Origin of the sequence: Streptomyces indicus (assembly GCF_900100315.1) — a bacterium.
Taxonomy (GTDB): domain Bacteria; phylum Actinomycetota; class Actinomycetes; order Streptomycetales; family Streptomycetaceae; genus Streptomyces; species Streptomyces indicus.
This window is the reverse complement of the sequence record NZ_FNFF01000003.1, coordinates 261,362-276,055: the sequence shown is the minus strand read 5'-3', so window position 1 is coordinate 276,055 and position 14,694 is coordinate 261,362. Positions and strand designations below refer to the sequence as shown.

The window sequence follows — 14,694 nt, the reverse complement described above, 5'->3', positions numbered from 1 at the left end:
CGGAGCAAGCAGAGGCCATATCCGCTGGCCTTCCGACGCGTCCGGATGGAAACCTCGTGGTCATGACCGGCTACGAGATCTCCACCGACCCCGCCCGCCTCGACCTCGCGAAGATCCACTACTGGCTCTCCACCGACGCGTACTGGGCGCTCGGACGCAGCCGCGAGAAGCAGGACCAGGCAGTCGCAGGGTCGCTCAACTTCGGGGTGTACGAGCCGGTTTCGGGCGAGCAGGTGGCGTACGCCCGGGTCATCACGGATCGCGCCACCTTCGCCTGGCTCTGCGACGTGTACGTGGACCGCTCCGTACGCGGCAACGGGCTCGGTGTGGCGCTGGTCGAGGCGGTACGGGACGAACTCGAGCCCTGCGGTCTGCGCCGCATCATGCTCGCCACCGAGGACGCCCAGGGGATGTACCGGAAAGTGGGCTTCGAGCCGCTCACGCACCCCGAACGCTGGATGACGCTCGGACTGCAGTAGCCCCGTCGCTGTCCGTTCCGCTCTTGACCTGCGCAGCGGCACACTTCAACATCACCGCATGCATGTTCGGGTGACGCTGATCGCCGCCGCACGCAGCTCCTCGCTGCTCGCCGAGCGCTTCGACGACGACCGGCCGCTCGACCAGGCCGGCTGGCACGAGCTGCAGCTCGCCGCGCACACCCTCGTGCCGTACGGGCGGGCCGAGCTGCGCTACTGCTCGCCCACCCCGCGCAGCCGCGCGACCGGCGACGCGCTCGGGTTCGCGCCCATGGCCCAGCCGATGCTCAGCGACTGCGACATGGGTCGCTGGCGCGGGCGGACCCTCGCCGAGGTGACCGCGCGTGAACCGGCCGCGGTGGACGCCTGGCTGGGAGATCCGCGCTCGGCGCCGCACGGCGGGGAGAGCCTGCTCGCGTTCATCTCGCGGGTCGGCCGCTGGATGGACACGCGCCCGGTCGACGACGGCGGCACCGTCGTCGCCGTCGCCGAGCCCGGAGTGGTCCGCGCCGCCCTCGTCTACGCGCTGAAGGCGCCCCCGGCCACGTACTGGAACATCGACGTCCCACCCCTGTCGACGGTGACCGTCACCGGCCACTCGGGCCGGTGGAGCCTCCGCCTCGCAGGCCGCGCTGCCTGAGAACACCGCACCTCAGCGCGCCCCGCAGACCTCAGCGCCACCCCCTGGGACCGCCGGCCTTCAACGCGCCGCGCGCCCCGCCACATGCGTCGGCGTGACGCGGATGACGATCCGCTGCACCTCCGGCGGCAGCGCGAGCACCGAGTCGCCCGCGCCGGGCCCGTCGTACTGCTCGTCGAGGTCGTACGCGAGCCGGCGCCCCACGTCCTCGCCGATCGTCGCGGTGCCGCGGACCTCGACGTAGTTCTGCGGATCGGCGGTGTCGTACACCGTGATGCTCACCCGCGGGTCCCGCAGCAGGTTCTTGTGCTTGCGCCGCCCCGCCTGCGAGGGGATCACGAGGTCGTCGCCGTCCAGGCCCACGTACACCGGAGAGGTCTGCGGGCTCCCGTCCGGGTTGAGGGTGGCCAGGATCGCCGTGTTCGGGTCTTCGAGCAGGCGGCGGGCCGCGTCGCTGAGTGTGATGGACATGACGTGAACCTTAGGGGAGACGTCGCCCGGGCCCCTGGCCAGAGAGCCCCGGCTTCGAGATATCTTGATGTCGAGTAATCTCGACCGACGACGCAAGCAGTAGACGCATGCAGACGTGGAGCGGAGCATCCGGTGACTGACTCGACCATCATCTATACGCACACTGACGAGGCCCCGGCCCTGGCGACCCATTCGTTCCTGCCGGTGATCCAGGCGTACGCCTCGACGGCCGGCGTGCGGGTCGAGACCCGTGACATCTCGCTGGCCGGGCGGATCATCTCGCAGTTCCCCGAGTACCTCGACGAGGGTCAGCGCATCCCGGACGCCCTCGCGGAGCTCGGCGAGCTGGCCAAGACGCCCGAGGCCAACATCATCAAGCTGCCGAACATCTCGGCCTCGATCCCGCAGCTGAAGGCCGCCATCGCCGAGCTGCAGGGCCAGGGCTACGCGCTGCCCGCGTACCCGGACGACCCGAAGTCGGACGAGGAGCGCGAGATCCGCGCGCGCTACGACAAGGTCAAGGGCTCGGCCGTGAACCCGGTCCTGCGTGAGGGCAACTCGGACCGCCGCGCCCCCGCCTCGGTCAAGAACTACGCGAAGAACCACCCGCACCGCATGGGCGCCTGGACCCCCGAGTCCAAGACCAACGTCGCCACCATGGGCGCCGACGACTTCCGCTCCAGCGAGAAGTCCACGGTCATCGCCGAGGACGGGTCGCTCCGCATCGAGCACGTCGCCGCCGACGGCGCCACCACCGTCCTGCGCGAGTCCGTCCCGGTCCTGGCCGGCGAGGTCGTCGACGCCTCCGTGATGCACGTGGCCGCGCTGCGCACCTTCCTCGGCGAGCAGATCGCCCGCGCCAAGGCCGAGGGCGTGCTGTTCTCGCTGCACCTCAAGGCCACGATGATGAAGGTCTCCGACCCGATCGTCTTCGGCCACGCGGTCCGCGCCTTCTTCCCGAAGACCTTCGCGGCGTACGGCGAGAAGCTGGCCGCCGCCGGCCTGTCCCCGAACGACGGCCTGGGCGGCATCCTCAAGGGCATCGAGTCGCTGCCCGAGGCCGCCGAGATCAAGGCCTCCTTCGACGCCGAGCTGGCCGAGGGCCCCGAGCTCGCGATGGTCGACTCCGACAAGGGCATCACCAACCTGCACGTGCCGTCCGACGTCATCGTCGACGCCTCGATGCCGGCCATGATCCGCACCTCCGGCCACATGTGGGGCCCCGACGGCCAGGAGGCCGACACCCTCGCGGTGCTGCCGGACAGCTCCTACGCCGGCATCTACCAGGTCGTCATCGACGACTGCCGTGCCAACGGCGCCTACGACCCGGCCACCATGGGCTCCGTACCCAACGTCGGCCTCATGGCGCAGAAGGCCGAGGAGTACGGCTCCCACGACAAGACCTTCGAGATCGCCGCGGCCGGCACCGTCCGCCTCGTCGACACCGCGGGCAATGTGGTCCTGGAGCAGGAGGTCGCCGAGGGCGACATCTTCCGCGCCTGCCAGACCAAGGACGCCCCGATCCAGGACTGGGTCAAGCTCGCCGTCACGCGTGCCCGCGCCACCGGCGACCCGGCCGTGTTCTGGCTGGACGAGACCCGTGCGCACGACGCCCGGCTGATCGAGAAGGTCAAGGCGTACCTGCCGCAGCACGACACCGAGGGCCTCCAGATCGAGATCATGGCTCCGGTCGACGCGATCAAGTTCTCCCTGGAGCGCATCCGCCGCGGCGAGAACACGATCTCGGTCACGGGCAACGTCCTGCGTGACTACCTGACCGACCTGTTCCCGATCCTGGAGCTGGGCACCAGCGCCAAGATGCTCTCGGTGGTCCCGCTGATGAACGGCGGCGGCCTCTTCGAGACGGGCGCCGGCGGCTCCGCCCCGAAGCACGTCCAGCAGCTGGTCAAGGAGAACTACCTGCGCTGGGACTCGCTCGGCGAGTTCCTCGCGCTCGCGGTCTCCTTCGAGCACCTGGCCACCACCACGGGCAACGCCCGCGCCCAGGTCCTCGCGGACACCCTGGACCGCGCCACGGCCACGTTCCTGGAGCAGGACAAGTCCCCGACCCGTCGCGTCGGCGGCATCGACAACCGCGGCTCGCACTTCTACCTGGCCCTGTACTGGGCCCAGGAGCTGGCGCAGCAGACCGCGGACGCCGACCTGGCCAAGGCCTTCGCCCCGCTCGCCGAGTCCCTCACGGCGAACGAGCAGAAGATCGTCGACGAGCTGCTCGCCGTCCAGGGCAGCCCGGCCGACATCGGCGGCTACTACCAGCCGGACGTCGCCAAGGCGTCCGCGGTGATGCGTCCGTCGGCCACGCTGAACGAGGCGCTGGCCACCCTGGCCTGACCCTGACGGTGCTGTGAAGCGGGCTCGCCCCGGCCGGATTCGATCCGGCCGGGGCGAGCTGCGTTCCGCCCCCTGACTGTCGGCCGTTTGAGACGAGACGGATCGTCTTGTATGGTGGGGGCATGCGTCACTACTTCTTTCTCTGAGTCCGGGCACGGCTGCCGCTGCCGTTTCTGCCGCCCGTAGACCTCTCGTATCCCCAGGGAAAGAACCATGCGCGAACGCGCCCGTACCGTCATGCCCGCTGCCGTGGCGCAGCTCTCCGTCAAGGACGTCACCAAGTCCTACGGCACCAGGACCGTCCTCGACCAGGTCACCTTCACCGTCCGGCCGGGCGAGAAGGCCGCCGTCATCGGCGAGAACGGCTCCGGCAAGTCCACCCTGCTCAAACTTCTCGCCGCCGCCGAGACCCCGGACACCGGCGAGATCACCGTCACCTTCCCCGGAGGGGTCGGCCACCTCGCCCAGACCCTCGACCTCGACCCCGCCTGCACCGTGCAGGACGCGGTCGACCTCGCCCTGGCCGACCTGCGCGCCATGGAGCGCGCACTGCGGGCGGCCGAGGTGACACTCGGCGAGGCATCCGAGGCCGAACTCGCCGCGTACGGCGAGCTGTTGACCTCGTACGAGGAGCGCGGCGGCTACGAGGCGGACGCCCGGGTCGACGCCGCGATGCACGCCCTCGGACTGGCCGGGATCACGAGGGACCGCGTGCTCGGCTCGCTCTCCGGCGGCGAGCAGTCGCGGCTCGCGCTCGCCTGTGTCCTCGCCGCCGCGCCCGAACTGCTGCTCCTCGACGAGCCGACCAACCACCTCGACCGGTCCGCGGTGCGCTGGCTGGAGGAGCAGCTGCGCGCCCACCGCGGCACCGTCGTCGCCGTCACGCACGACCGCGGCTTCCTGGAGCGCATCGCCACCACGATCCTCGAGGTCGACCGCGACGCGCGCACCGTGCGCCGGTACGGCGACGGCTGGACCGGCTACCGCACCGCCAAGGCCGCCGCCCGGCGCCGAGCCGAGCAGGAGCACGCGGAGTGGCTCGACGAAGTGGCCCGTACCGAGGAGCTGTTGGAGGCGGCCGGACGGCGGCTCGCCACCACCGGCAAGGACCCCGGCCAGGGCTTCGGAAAGCACCGCCGCTCCCACGAGGCGAAGCTCGGAGGGCAGGTACGGGCCGTCCGCGAGCGCTTGGGGCAGCTGCGGCGCAACCCGGTGTCGGCGCCGCCGGAGCCGCTGCGTTTCTCCACGTCGCTGTCGTACGCGGCACAGGACCGGCCGGACGGCCGCGCCCTCGTCGAGCTGGAGGACGTACGCGTCGGCGAACGGCTCGTCCTGGACGGGAAGTTGACGGTCGAGCCGGGGCAGCGGCTCCTCGTGACCGGCGAGAACGGCGCCGGCAAGACGACTCTGCTGCGGGTCGTCGCCGGTGATCTGGAACCGGACGCGGGCACGGTGCGCCGCTCGGCCCGGATCGGGTACCTGGCGCAGGAGCTGCCCGTACGCACCACGCGCCTGCCGCTCCTGGACGCCTTCGCGGCCGGGCGGCCCGGACTGCCCGACGAGCATGCCGAGCGGCTGCTCGCGCTCGGCCTGTTCCGCGAGGAGGACCTGCACGTCCCGGTCGCCTCGCTGTCCGCGGGGCAGCAGCGCCGCCTCCAGCTGGCCGTCCTCGTGACCCGTCCCGCGGACCTGCTCGTCCTCGACGAGCCGACCAACCACATCGCACTCGACCTGGTCGAGGACCTGGAGACCGCCCTGGCCGCCTACCCGGGCGCGGTGGTCGTGGTCTCGCACGACCGGGAGTTCAGGGAGCGGTTCGTGGGGGATCGGCTGGAGCTGCGGGGTGGTCGTCGGGAGGGGTGAGGTGCAGGGGACCCGGGCCGGGGCCTCGGCTTCGGCCTCGGCCCGGTTCCCTCCGTATCGCTGTCGCTCTCGCTCTCGCCGTCGCTCTTGCTATTGCCCTCGCCTGATACGGCTGCCTAGCGGCGCCCGCGCGGCTTACCGCGGCGGGCGCCCGATGCCGAGCCGGAAGAGGACCGTCCCGCGCCCTTGCCGCCGCCGCGCTGGGTCGCGCCGGAACCGCCGCTCTTGCCCGAGCCGCCCTTGCCCGACTTGGCCGCGCCGCCCTTCGCAGCGCTGCCCTTACCTGCGCCGCCTTTCGCAGCGCCGCCCTTGCCCTTGCCGCGGTTCCGCGCCGCCTCGACCTCGGCCGGTGACTGCCCCCGGGAGCTGTTCACGGTCCGCCCGCGCACGATCCCGATGAACTGCTCGACCAGGTCGGAGGTCTCTCCCTCCGGCCACACCAGGCCCATCCGGGACTCCGGGGCGCCGGTCAGCGGCCGGTACGTGAGGTCCTTGCGGTGGTGCAGCCGGGCCAGCGACTGCGGCACGATCAGCACGCCGATCCCCGCCGCCACCAGTTCGACGGCGTTGGCGGTCGTGGCGGGCCGTTCGAAGGCGGGCTTGCCCGGCGGCTGCTCCCAGCCGAAGGTGTCGTCCAGCGGATGCAGCACGATCTCGTCGGCCAGATCCGCGAGGTCCACCTCGTCGGCGGCCGTGATCAGGTGGTCCTTCGGGACGACGACCACGGTGGTCTCCGCGTACAGCGGGATCGCGTTGAACCGCTCCCGGTCCACCGGCATCCGCAGCAGCCCCGCGTCGGCACCCCCCGAGGCCACCAGCTCCGGCGCCTCGGCGGCCTCCACGGCCACGAGGGTCAGCGGGATGGACGGCAGGCGCTCGCGCCAGATCCGCACCCACTTGGCGGGCGTCGCGCCCGGCACATACGCGAGGCGGAACCCCGCCGGGTCGTCCGAGCCTGCCACCGGGGATGCTGCCGTGCCTGTCACTCCGCCAGGTTACCCGCCGGGCCGCGGCCCCACGGCCCGCGCTGGTCAGCCGGAGCGCGCGCGGTGGCTACCCTTGATCCCATGACGCAGCACCAGAACGCCCAGACCATGAAGCCCGCGACCGCGGCGAAGAAGCTGGGTGTGTACCTTCCGGCCACCCCCGCCGAGTTCCAGGAGGGCGTGGTCTCGCGCGCCGAGCTCAACGCCCTGCAGGCCGAGCCGCCGCAGTGGCTCGCCGACCTCCGCAAGAACGGCCCGCACCCGCGTCCCGTCGTCGCCGCCAAGCTCGGCGTCTCCATCGCGGGCCTGGCCCGCGGCGGCGTCACGGAGGCCCTGACCACCGACCAGATCGACGCGCTCAAGCAGGAGATGCCGGAGTGGCTGGCGCAGGAGCGCGCCACGCAGGCGAAGGTCCGCGAGGAGAATATGCGGATCAAGGCCAAGAAGGCGGCCAAGGCGGAGGCCGACGCCCAGGACCGCTGAGCCCGGACGGGGAGGGCTGCCCGCACGCCAGGTGGCCGGCCCTTCCCCCGGCGCAGCCCGCGCTCACTCCTCCCCGAGCAGCAGCGCCGCCGTCTCCAGAAACGGGCGGCCCATCTCCTCCGCGCCGTGCGCCAGGCAGTACAGGCCGGTCGACACGCGCTCCAGAAAGCCCCACTCCCACACCGCCACCGGGTCCTGGCCCGTGCCCGCGGCCAGCCGCGCACAGTAGCCGCGCGCCGTCCCCAGCGCATCGCCCGCGAGGAGCTGCGGGCACCAGTCCCGCAGGACCACTCCCACGTCGTACGCGGCCGGGGCGGGGAAGCCCTCCGGGTCCACGAAGACATAGCCGGACGAGGCGCCGGGGCGGTCCGTCCGGACGCGCAACGCATTGCCGGGATGTGGATCACCGTGCACGAGCACGTACTGCGCGGCCGCCGTGGAACGGCGTCGGGCACAGCGCAGCGCGTGCGCCACCACCGGCTCCGGGCACGGCCGCCCGAGCTCTTCCCACAGCCGCTCGACGAGCGCGTGCAGCCCCGCCGCCTTGTCCTCGGCCGCACCGCCCGGCGGCGGCACGTCCCAAGCCTGCCGCAGCAGTCCGGCCAGCACGTCCATCTGCCGCTCGGGCGGGGCCAATTGGTCCAGAGGTTCGCCGAGCGCCTCCAGGAGCAGGGCGTGCCGCTCCGCGTCGTGCCGCAGCAGACGCACGTAGCCGCGGCCCTCGGCGAGGCGGAGGGTGCGCGCCTGGCGGGTGAACCCCTCGTCGGGCAGGGCGAGTTTGAGCACCGCCTCCTCGCCCGCCGCCGTGCTGACCCGCAGGACACAGGCCTCCGAACCGCCGGCCAGCGACGGCCCGACGGTCAGCCCCCAGTCGCGCTCCAACGACCGGAGCAGGGCGGGCAGTTCGTCCAGCCAGCGCCGGCCTGCGCGCCCGAGGCCCAGTGCCTTGCTGCGGACCATCGGGGACAGGGGCGGGAGGGACGCGGGTGCCATCCGGCGACCGTACCGGGCCCGCCCCGGGCGCGAGGCCCGCGGCGGCACCGGCACGCCGACACCGGTTCGCGGATACGGGGGTCCGCGGAAACCGCCGGCCCCCGCGCCGGGCACGTCAATGACCCGGGGAGTAATCGACGGTCCCGCGGACAACGACCACGCTGACGGCATGACCGAGACGACCCCCGCCACCCTCCTGTCCGCCCTGCCCTTCGCCGCGCATCTGGGCATCGCACTGCACGAGGCGTCCGCCGAGCGCGCCACAGGAACCCTGGCCTGGTCGCCCGGGCTCTGCACGGTCGGCGGCGCCCTGCACGGCGGTGGCTCATGACGCTCGCGGACACGGTCGGTGCGGTGTGCGCCTTCCTCCAGCTGCCGCCCGGCGCGACCACCTCGACCGTCGAGTCGAAGACCAACTTCTTCCGGCCCCTCACGTCCGGGACGGCCCGCGCGGTCGCGCGCCCGCTGCACGTCGGACGGTCCTACGTCGTCGTACAGACGGACGTGTACGACGACGAGGACCGGGCCCTCGGGCAGACGACCCAGACACAGGCCATACGGAGGGGATGAGAGGGGCGCCAAGAGAGGGCGCCCCCGCTCAGCTCTCCAACTCCCGCAGATACGCGCCGAACTTCTCCAGACCGTCGATGTTCCGCGGCCCGCTGATCCCCTCGTTGTAGTCGAGGATGAAGAAGCGGTCGTTCTTCACCGCCGGCAGATCCTTGGTGTGCGGGGACTTCTTCAGGAACGCGATCTTCTGCTCGGCCGGCTGGTCCCCGTAGTCGAGGATCATGATCACCTCGGGCTGCGCCTTCGTCACGGCCTCCCAGGTCACCTGGGTCCAGCGCTGATCGAGGCCGTCGAAGACATTGCGGCCGCCGGCCGTCCTGATGATGTCGTTGGGCGGCACCTGGCTGCCCGCGGTGAACGGCTGGTCGGTGCCGGAGTCGTAGAGGAAGACCGGTGCGGGGTCCTCGCTCTTCGGTGCCTTGGCCGCCACCGCGGACACCCGCTTCTTCAGGTCCGCCACCACCTTCTCGGCACGGTCTTCGACCTGGAAGATCTGCCCGAGCCGTTCGAGGTCGGCGTACAGGCCCTCGAAGGGCGTCGTCTTCTGCGGGAAACCGGGGTAGTTGAAGCAGCTCTCGGTGTGCATGAAGCTCTGGATGCCGAGCTTGTCGAGGATCTCCGGGGTGATGCCGCGCTGGTCGCTGAAGCCCGAGTTCCAGCCGGCGACCACGAGGTCCGACTTCGCCTCGACCACGATCTCCTTGTTGAGCAGGTCGTCGCTGAGCATCTTCACCTTGGCGTAGTCCTTCGCCCAAGGGGATTCGGAGACCGGCGGGTTGGCGGGCGGCATGACGTAGCCGTGCACCCGGTCGGCGAGCCCGAGGCTGAACAGCTTGTCGGCGCTGCCGCCCTCGTAGGCGACCGCCCGTTCGGGCTTCTTGTACGTGACGGTCTCGCCGCAGCGCTTGACCTTGGTGGTCGTGGCGGCCGCGGTACCGGCGTCGGGGGTGACCTCGGCCCCGCAGCCCGTGAGCAGCAGGGCGAGGGCGCCGGCGGACCCGAGGGCGGCTCGGCGGCGTATCCGGGAGGTGGTGGTGAACATCGGTGACGTGCCTTTCAGGAGGTGAGAGAGCGGGGGAGGGGAGCAGGCCGCTTCCCGGTGTCGGTCAGGGCATAGAGGAGCTGCGGGTCGCCCGTCAGCGGATGGGCGACCACCTCGGCGCGCACCCCGAAGACCCCCTCCACCAGCTCGGCGGTGAGGACTTCGGCCGGGGTGCCGGAGCGGACGAGCCGGCCCTCGCTGAGCACGGCGAGCCGGTCGCAGGCGGCCGCGGCCAGGTTGAGGTCGTGCAGGACGACCAGGACGGTGAGGCCTGCGCCGCGCAGGAACGACAGGAGTTCGATCTGGTGGCGCAGGTCGAGATGGTTGGTGGGCTCGTCGAGGACGAGGATCCGCGGCTCCTGGACCAGCGCGCGGGCCACCAGCACCCGCTGCCGCTCCCCGCCGGACAGGCCGAGGATGCCGCGACGGGCGAGATGCGCGATGCCGAGCTGCTCCAACGCCCGCGCGCACAGTTCGCGTTCGCGCCGGCCGAGCGCCTGGGCGCCGCGCAGATGCGGGGCGCGGCCGAGCGCCACGACCTCCTCGACGGTGAAGTCGAGCTCAACCATGCCGTCCTGCGTGAGGGCGGCGACGAGCTGGGCCCCGCGCCGCGCGGACAGGTCGGCGAGATCGTCCGCGCCCACCCGTACGACACCCGAGGTGGGCCGCAACGCGCGGTACACGCAGCGCAGCGCGGTCGACTTGCCGCTGCCGTTGGGCCCGACGAGCCCCACCACCTGCCCGCTCGACACCCGGAGCGACAACTCCCGTACGAGAGCGCGGCCGTCGGTCACGACCGTCAGGCCGTCCAGTGTCAGATCCATCAACGCCCCCCGAAGACATAGCCCTTGCGGCGCAGCAAGGTGAGGAACACGGGCACCCCGACGAGCGCGGTGATCACGCCCAGGGGCAGTTCGCGCGGGGCGACCAGCGTGCGGGCCACCAGATCGGCCCACACCATGAACACCGCACCGGCAAGCGGCGCGACGGCGAGCACCCGCCGGTGGGTGGCGCCCACGACCATGCGCACCAGGTGCGGCACGATCAGCCCGACGAACGCGATCGCGCCCGACACCGCGACGAGCACCCCCGTCACGAGGGAGACCAGCACGAGCAGCAGCCGGCGCCGGCGGTCCGCGTCGAGCCCGAGGCTCGCCGCGCTCTCGTCCCCGAGCGCGAGCAGATCGAGCGAACGCGCCTGGCGCAGCAGCACGAACAGACCCAGCGCGACGACGGCCGCCACGACCGGCAGCGACCCCCACTGGGCGGCGCCGAACCCGCCGAGCGTCCAGTACAGGACACTGCTCGTCGCCTCGTTGTCGGGGCCGAAGTAGATCAGCACGCTCATCAGCGCCTGGAAGCCGAACGACAGGGCGACCCCGGTGAGGACGAGCCGCAGCGGCGCGAGGGCGCCACGGCTCGCGGACACGAGGAAGACAAGGACCGAGGCGGCCAGCGCCCCGAGGAACGCACCGGCCGACACCGCGTAGATCCCGAACGCCGCCAGCCCGCCGCTCACCGTCACCGCGACCGCCCCGACGGACGCGCCGGAGGAGACACCGAGAACGAACGGGTCGGCCAGCGCATTGCGCACCAGCGCCTGCACCGCCACCCCGACGGCGCCGAGCCCGGCCCCCACGAGGGCCGCGAGCAGCACGCGCGGCGTGCGGATCTGCCAGACGATCTGGTACGTGGTCACCTCGCCGGCGTCGATCCGGCCGCCGGTCACGGCGGACCACAGATAGCGCGCGGTGTCGCCGGGCGGGACCACGGCCGCGCCAAGGCCGATGGCGACGACCACGGACAGCACGAGCAGGGCGCCCAGGGCCACGCAGACGAGGCCGAGTCCGGCACGGCGCCGGGAGAGCGGCGGCGCGGCCGCTTCGAGCACGGTCATTCGGCCGCCACCGCCTGCGCGGGTGCGGGCGCCCGGTCCCAGCTCATCCGGCACCAGGGCAGGGCGAGTTGGTCCTGCCCGGTGACCTCGCGCGGGGCGAGCTGCTCCAGCGGTACCGCCTCGGCGTGCCGGGCGAACACGCTGTCCGCGTACCGGTGGCCGGTGTCGGCCGCGACGAAGACCACGGTGCGCTCCGGATCGAGCGCCCGCTCCCAGCGGGCCGCCAGATGGGCCGCGCCACTGGACAGGCCCGCGAATACGGCGTGCCGGCGCAGCAGTTCGACGCTGCCGCTCAGCGCTGCATCGAAAGCGGTCCAGTGGACCACGTCGTACGCGGCATGCCGGACGTTGCCGAACGGTATGGAGCTGCCGATCCCGGCGATGATGATCTCCGGATCCTCGACGTGCTCGCTGCCGAAGGTCACGCTGCCGAACGGCTGCACCCCCACGAGCCGCACGTCCGCCCCCGCGGCGCGCAGGTAGTGCGCGAGCGCCCCGGTCGAGGCCCCCGAACCCACCCCGCCGACCAGGGTGATCCGCTCGCCCGGCGGATGCGCGCCGGGTGTGCGCTCCCGCCCGAGCTCCTGTCGCAGCCGCGCCGCGACCGGCTCGTACCCGAGGTAGTGGACGGCGTCGTGGTACTGCCGCATCCAGTGGTGCCCGGGGTGCTCGGCGAGGATCTCCCGCACGCGCGCCACGCGGCGCTTCTGGTCCAGCTTGAGGTCGCTGCACGGCTCCATCTGCTCGAACGTGGCGCCCAGGACCGCGAGTTGGGTGCGCAGGGTGCGGTCCACGGTGGTGGAGCCGACGATGTGGCAGCGCAGCCCGTGCCGGTGGCAGGCGAGCGCGAGGGCGTACGCGTAGATGCCGCTCGAACTGTCCAGGAGCGTGTCCCCGCGCCGTATCACCCCCGTCTCAAGCAGACGGCGTACGGCGGCGAGGGCGGAGACGACCTTCATGGTCTCGAAGCGCAGGCACAGCAGCCGGTCGTCGAGGCGCACCAGGTCCGGCCGGCCGATCGCCTCGGCTATGTGCTCGTCCACGAAAGCTCTCCTCACGTACGGGAAATGTGGTGAAGGTCCGGGTCACGGGGATCCCCTCGCGCTCCAGGTCCCGGGCGCACCGCCGCAGCCGGCGGCGCACCCCGGGCGCGGCGGGGTCGAAGAGCAGGCCCGCGACACAGCCGCTGTGCGCGATCTGCACGCCGACTGCACCGCTGTGCCCGGCGAGCGCGGCGACGGTCGCGAACTCCGGGTGGGCGAGCCGGTGTTGGCCGAGGCGCGCGCTCGCCGTGCACACCCGGCCCGTGAGGGCCCGGTCGTCCGTCCGGATCGCCCGGCGCAGCAGCGCGCGCAGCCGCTCGTAGACGCGGATCTGCTCCTCGTCGGGTGCGGGCGCGGGCAGCGCGAGCGTGTCCACGGGACGCCCGCCGGACAGCGCGCAGCCCAGCACGACCAGGGCGGGCAGCCGCGCCCCGAGCTCTTCGATCACCCTGCCGTCGCGCTGCGCGAACAGCCGCGGCCGGTCGTCCAGCATCAGCGGATCCGAGGCCTGTTCGGCCCGTACCGCGAGCCGGGCCACCTCGTCCGGCGCGAGCGCCACGCCGAAGGCGTCCGCCACCGCCCGCACCGCGGCGATCACATCACTGGTGGAGCTGCCCATCCCGAGCCCGACCGGGACATCGCCGGACAGCGTCAACTGCCCCCCGCAAGGCGCCACTCGGGCCCTCTGCGCACACAGATCCCTGGTCAGTACGGCGGCCCGCAGCGCCTTCGCGCGGTCGCCCGGGACCACCTCGACCTCCGTCCCCGGACCCGGCAGGAACACGGCCCGCGTCCCCTGACCGTCGAGCGGCAGGGTGACGAGCCCCGCCCGCCGCGTGCCCTCCGCGTCGAGGAACACGCCTTGGAGCAGCTCGCCGTGGTGGCAGGGCGCGCTGCCCGTGCCGGTTCTCACGACCGGCTCGCCGGGGTTGTACGGAGCCTTGCGGGGGCGGGGCGGAGCCGGGAGGGGTCGGCCCGGTAGCGGTGCAGCCGCGTCGGTTCGGCGCTGAACTGGGAGAACGGGAAGGGCTCGGCCGACAGCGCGCTCACCCCGTGCCCGAGGAACTCCCGCGCGACCGCGCTGCCCGACTGCGCGTAGACGATCAGTGGCGCCTCGCGTGCCCGGCAGCGCTCGAGGAGCGTGTCGAAGCTGCCGTTGCCGAGCGTCATCCCGGTCGCGACCACGGCGTCGGCGGCCGCGAGCACCTCCTCCATGTCGGTGGTGACCGGGTCTCCCCACTGCGTGGCGCGCAGATTGAAGTCGCAGGGCAGGGGGACGCCGCCGCGCTCGCGGATGGCCGCGACCAGCGGGTTGACCACGCCGATCAGCGCGACCTTCGCGCCCGCCTCGATGTCGAGCAGCCCGGCGATGGCCTCGTCCCTGGCCCGCGCCCGCACTTCGGGCGGCCCGGCGGGCAGGGTGACGGTGTCCGCGTCGTGCGGGCGCACCGAGGCGAGGTAGGCGTCGAGGGCCGCGATCCGCAGCGGGCGCGGGCCTTCGCGCAGCAGCGCGTCCAGCGGGGAGCCGGAGCGGTCGCGGCAGACGGCCGGGTCGATCTCGCCCGCCTCGAAGGCGCAGCCGCCGAAGGCGGCGCCCACGCGGACCAGGACGTACTGGTTGAGATAGGTCACGCCGCCGCCGGTGAGCCGCGTGCCGTGGTGGATCCAGAACACGCTCGTGGCCGTCAACCCGGCCGGATCGGGGCCGAGTTCAGCGGCGAGTGCGGCGGCGAAGAGGTCGTCGGTGTGCTTCATGCCCGTCCCTCCCGGAGGCGGGCGTGCGGACAGGAGGGGTTCGTCGTGCGGACATCGCGCGTCAAGGTGCTCTCACCTCAGGGGAGTTGGCAGGCCGGGGCGCTGCGGTGCGCTCCGGGCAGG

At 72.7% G+C, this 14,694-nt stretch carries 14 protein-coding genes and 1 pseudogene; 6 read left to right on the top strand and 9 right to left on the bottom strand.

Features of this window, described 5'->3' with window-relative positions; genetic code table 11:
* The first annotated feature begins 62 nt into the window (after nt 1-62).
* Both BLT97_RS10775 and BLT97_RS10770 read left to right on the top strand, forming a co-directional pair.
* Complete coding sequence (locus BLT97_RS10775) at nt 63-479, top strand: GNAT family N-acetyltransferase (protein WP_093609034.1); 417 nt, start codon at nt 63-65, stop codon at nt 477-479.
* Nucleotides 480-537: 58 nt separating this feature from the next.
* Complete coding sequence (locus tag BLT97_RS10770; RefSeq protein ID WP_093608595.1) at nt 538-1,116, top strand: histidine phosphatase family protein; 579 nt, start codon at nt 538-540, stop codon at nt 1,114-1,116.
* 60 nt (nt 1,117-1,176) lie between these two features.
* Here the strand turns inward: BLT97_RS10770 and BLT97_RS10765 are convergent, their stop codons facing one another.
* The gene (locus tag BLT97_RS10765) at nt 1,177-1,587 is read right to left on the bottom strand and encodes a PPOX class F420-dependent oxidoreductase (protein WP_093608594.1); all 411 of its coding nucleotides are present in this window, start codon (nt 1,585-1,587) and stop codon (nt 1,177-1,179) included.
* Between the two features lie 132 nt (nt 1,588-1,719).
* Between BLT97_RS10765 and BLT97_RS10760 the strand changes: the two genes are divergently transcribed.
* Entirely contained in the window at nt 1,720-3,939 is a 2,220-nt protein-coding gene (locus BLT97_RS10760; protein ID WP_093608593.1) for an NADP-dependent isocitrate dehydrogenase, read from the top strand.
* Nucleotides 3,940-4,176: 237 nt separating this feature from the next.
* The gene (abc-f, locus tag BLT97_RS10755; RefSeq protein WP_425442684.1) at nt 4,177-5,802 is read left to right on the top strand and encodes a ribosomal protection-like ABC-F family protein; all 1,626 of its coding nucleotides are present in this window, start codon (nt 4,177-4,179) and stop codon (nt 5,800-5,802) included.
* A 116-nt stretch (nt 5,803-5,918) separates the two neighbouring features.
* On the opposite strand, the gene BLT97_RS10750 is transcribed toward abc-f, so the two are convergent.
* Complete coding sequence (locus tag BLT97_RS10750; protein ID WP_093608591.1) at nt 5,919-6,764, bottom strand: LysR family transcriptional regulator substrate-binding protein; 846 nt, start codon at nt 6,762-6,764, stop codon at nt 5,919-5,921.
* Nucleotides 6,765-6,869: 105 nt separating this feature from the next.
* Between BLT97_RS10750 and BLT97_RS10745 the strand changes: the two genes are divergently transcribed.
* Nucleotides 6,870-7,271, top strand: coding sequence for a DUF5997 family protein (locus tag BLT97_RS10745; protein WP_093608590.1), 402 nt, complete (start codon nt 6,870-6,872; stop codon nt 7,269-7,271).
* 63 nt (nt 7,272-7,334) lie between these two features.
* Here BLT97_RS10745 and BLT97_RS10740 read toward each other — a convergent pair whose 3' ends face one another.
* Complete coding sequence (locus tag BLT97_RS10740) at nt 7,335-8,264, bottom strand: aminoglycoside phosphotransferase family protein (RefSeq protein ID WP_218137297.1); 930 nt, start codon at nt 8,262-8,264, stop codon at nt 7,335-7,337.
* Between the two features lie 169 nt (nt 8,265-8,433).
* Here BLT97_RS10740 and BLT97_RS10735 point away from each other — a divergent pair.
* Nucleotides 8,434-8,834, top strand: a pseudogene (locus tag BLT97_RS10735) (PaaI family thioesterase).
* A gap of 28 nt (nt 8,835-8,862) precedes the next feature.
* On the opposite strand, the gene BLT97_RS10730 reads toward BLT97_RS10735, so the two are convergent.
* Genes BLT97_RS10730 through BLT97_RS10705 form a run of 6 tightly spaced genes read right to left on the bottom strand, consistent with a single transcriptional unit; the run spans nt 8,863 to nt 14,571 of the window.
* Complete coding sequence (locus BLT97_RS10730) at nt 8,863-9,876, bottom strand: ABC transporter substrate-binding protein (protein WP_093608588.1); 1,014 nt, start codon at nt 9,874-9,876, stop codon at nt 8,863-8,865.
* Nucleotides 9,877-9,890: 14 nt separating this feature from the next.
* Nucleotides 9,891-10,700, bottom strand: coding sequence for an ABC transporter ATP-binding protein (locus BLT97_RS10725; protein WP_093608587.1), 810 nt, complete (start codon nt 10,698-10,700; stop codon nt 9,891-9,893).
* Nucleotides 10,700-11,773, bottom strand: a complete 1,074-nt coding sequence (locus BLT97_RS10720; protein ID WP_093608586.1) for a FecCD family ABC transporter permease — start codon at nt 11,771-11,773, stop codon at nt 10,700-10,702. Before BLT97_RS10720 ends, BLT97_RS10725 begins: the two co-directional genes overlap by 1 nt.
* Nucleotides 11,770-12,732: a pyridoxal-phosphate dependent enzyme gene (locus tag BLT97_RS10715; RefSeq protein ID WP_245769268.1), complete on the bottom strand. Its 963-nt coding sequence runs from the start codon at nt 12,730-12,732 to the stop codon at nt 11,770-11,772. The genes BLT97_RS10720 and BLT97_RS10715 overlap by 4 nt, the downstream gene beginning before the upstream one ends.
* Nucleotides 12,689-13,729 (bottom strand): GHMP family kinase ATP-binding protein, encoded by a 1,041-nt coding sequence (locus BLT97_RS10710; RefSeq protein ID WP_245769248.1) that lies wholly within the window; start codon nt 13,727-13,729, stop codon nt 12,689-12,691. Before BLT97_RS10710 ends, BLT97_RS10715 begins: the two co-directional genes overlap by 44 nt.
* Entirely contained in the window at nt 13,726-14,571 is an 846-nt protein-coding gene (locus BLT97_RS10705) for a Rossmann-like domain-containing protein (protein ID WP_093608584.1), read from the bottom strand. Before BLT97_RS10705 ends, BLT97_RS10710 begins: the two co-directional genes overlap by 4 nt.
* Nucleotides 14,572-14,694 lie beyond the last annotated feature (123 nt).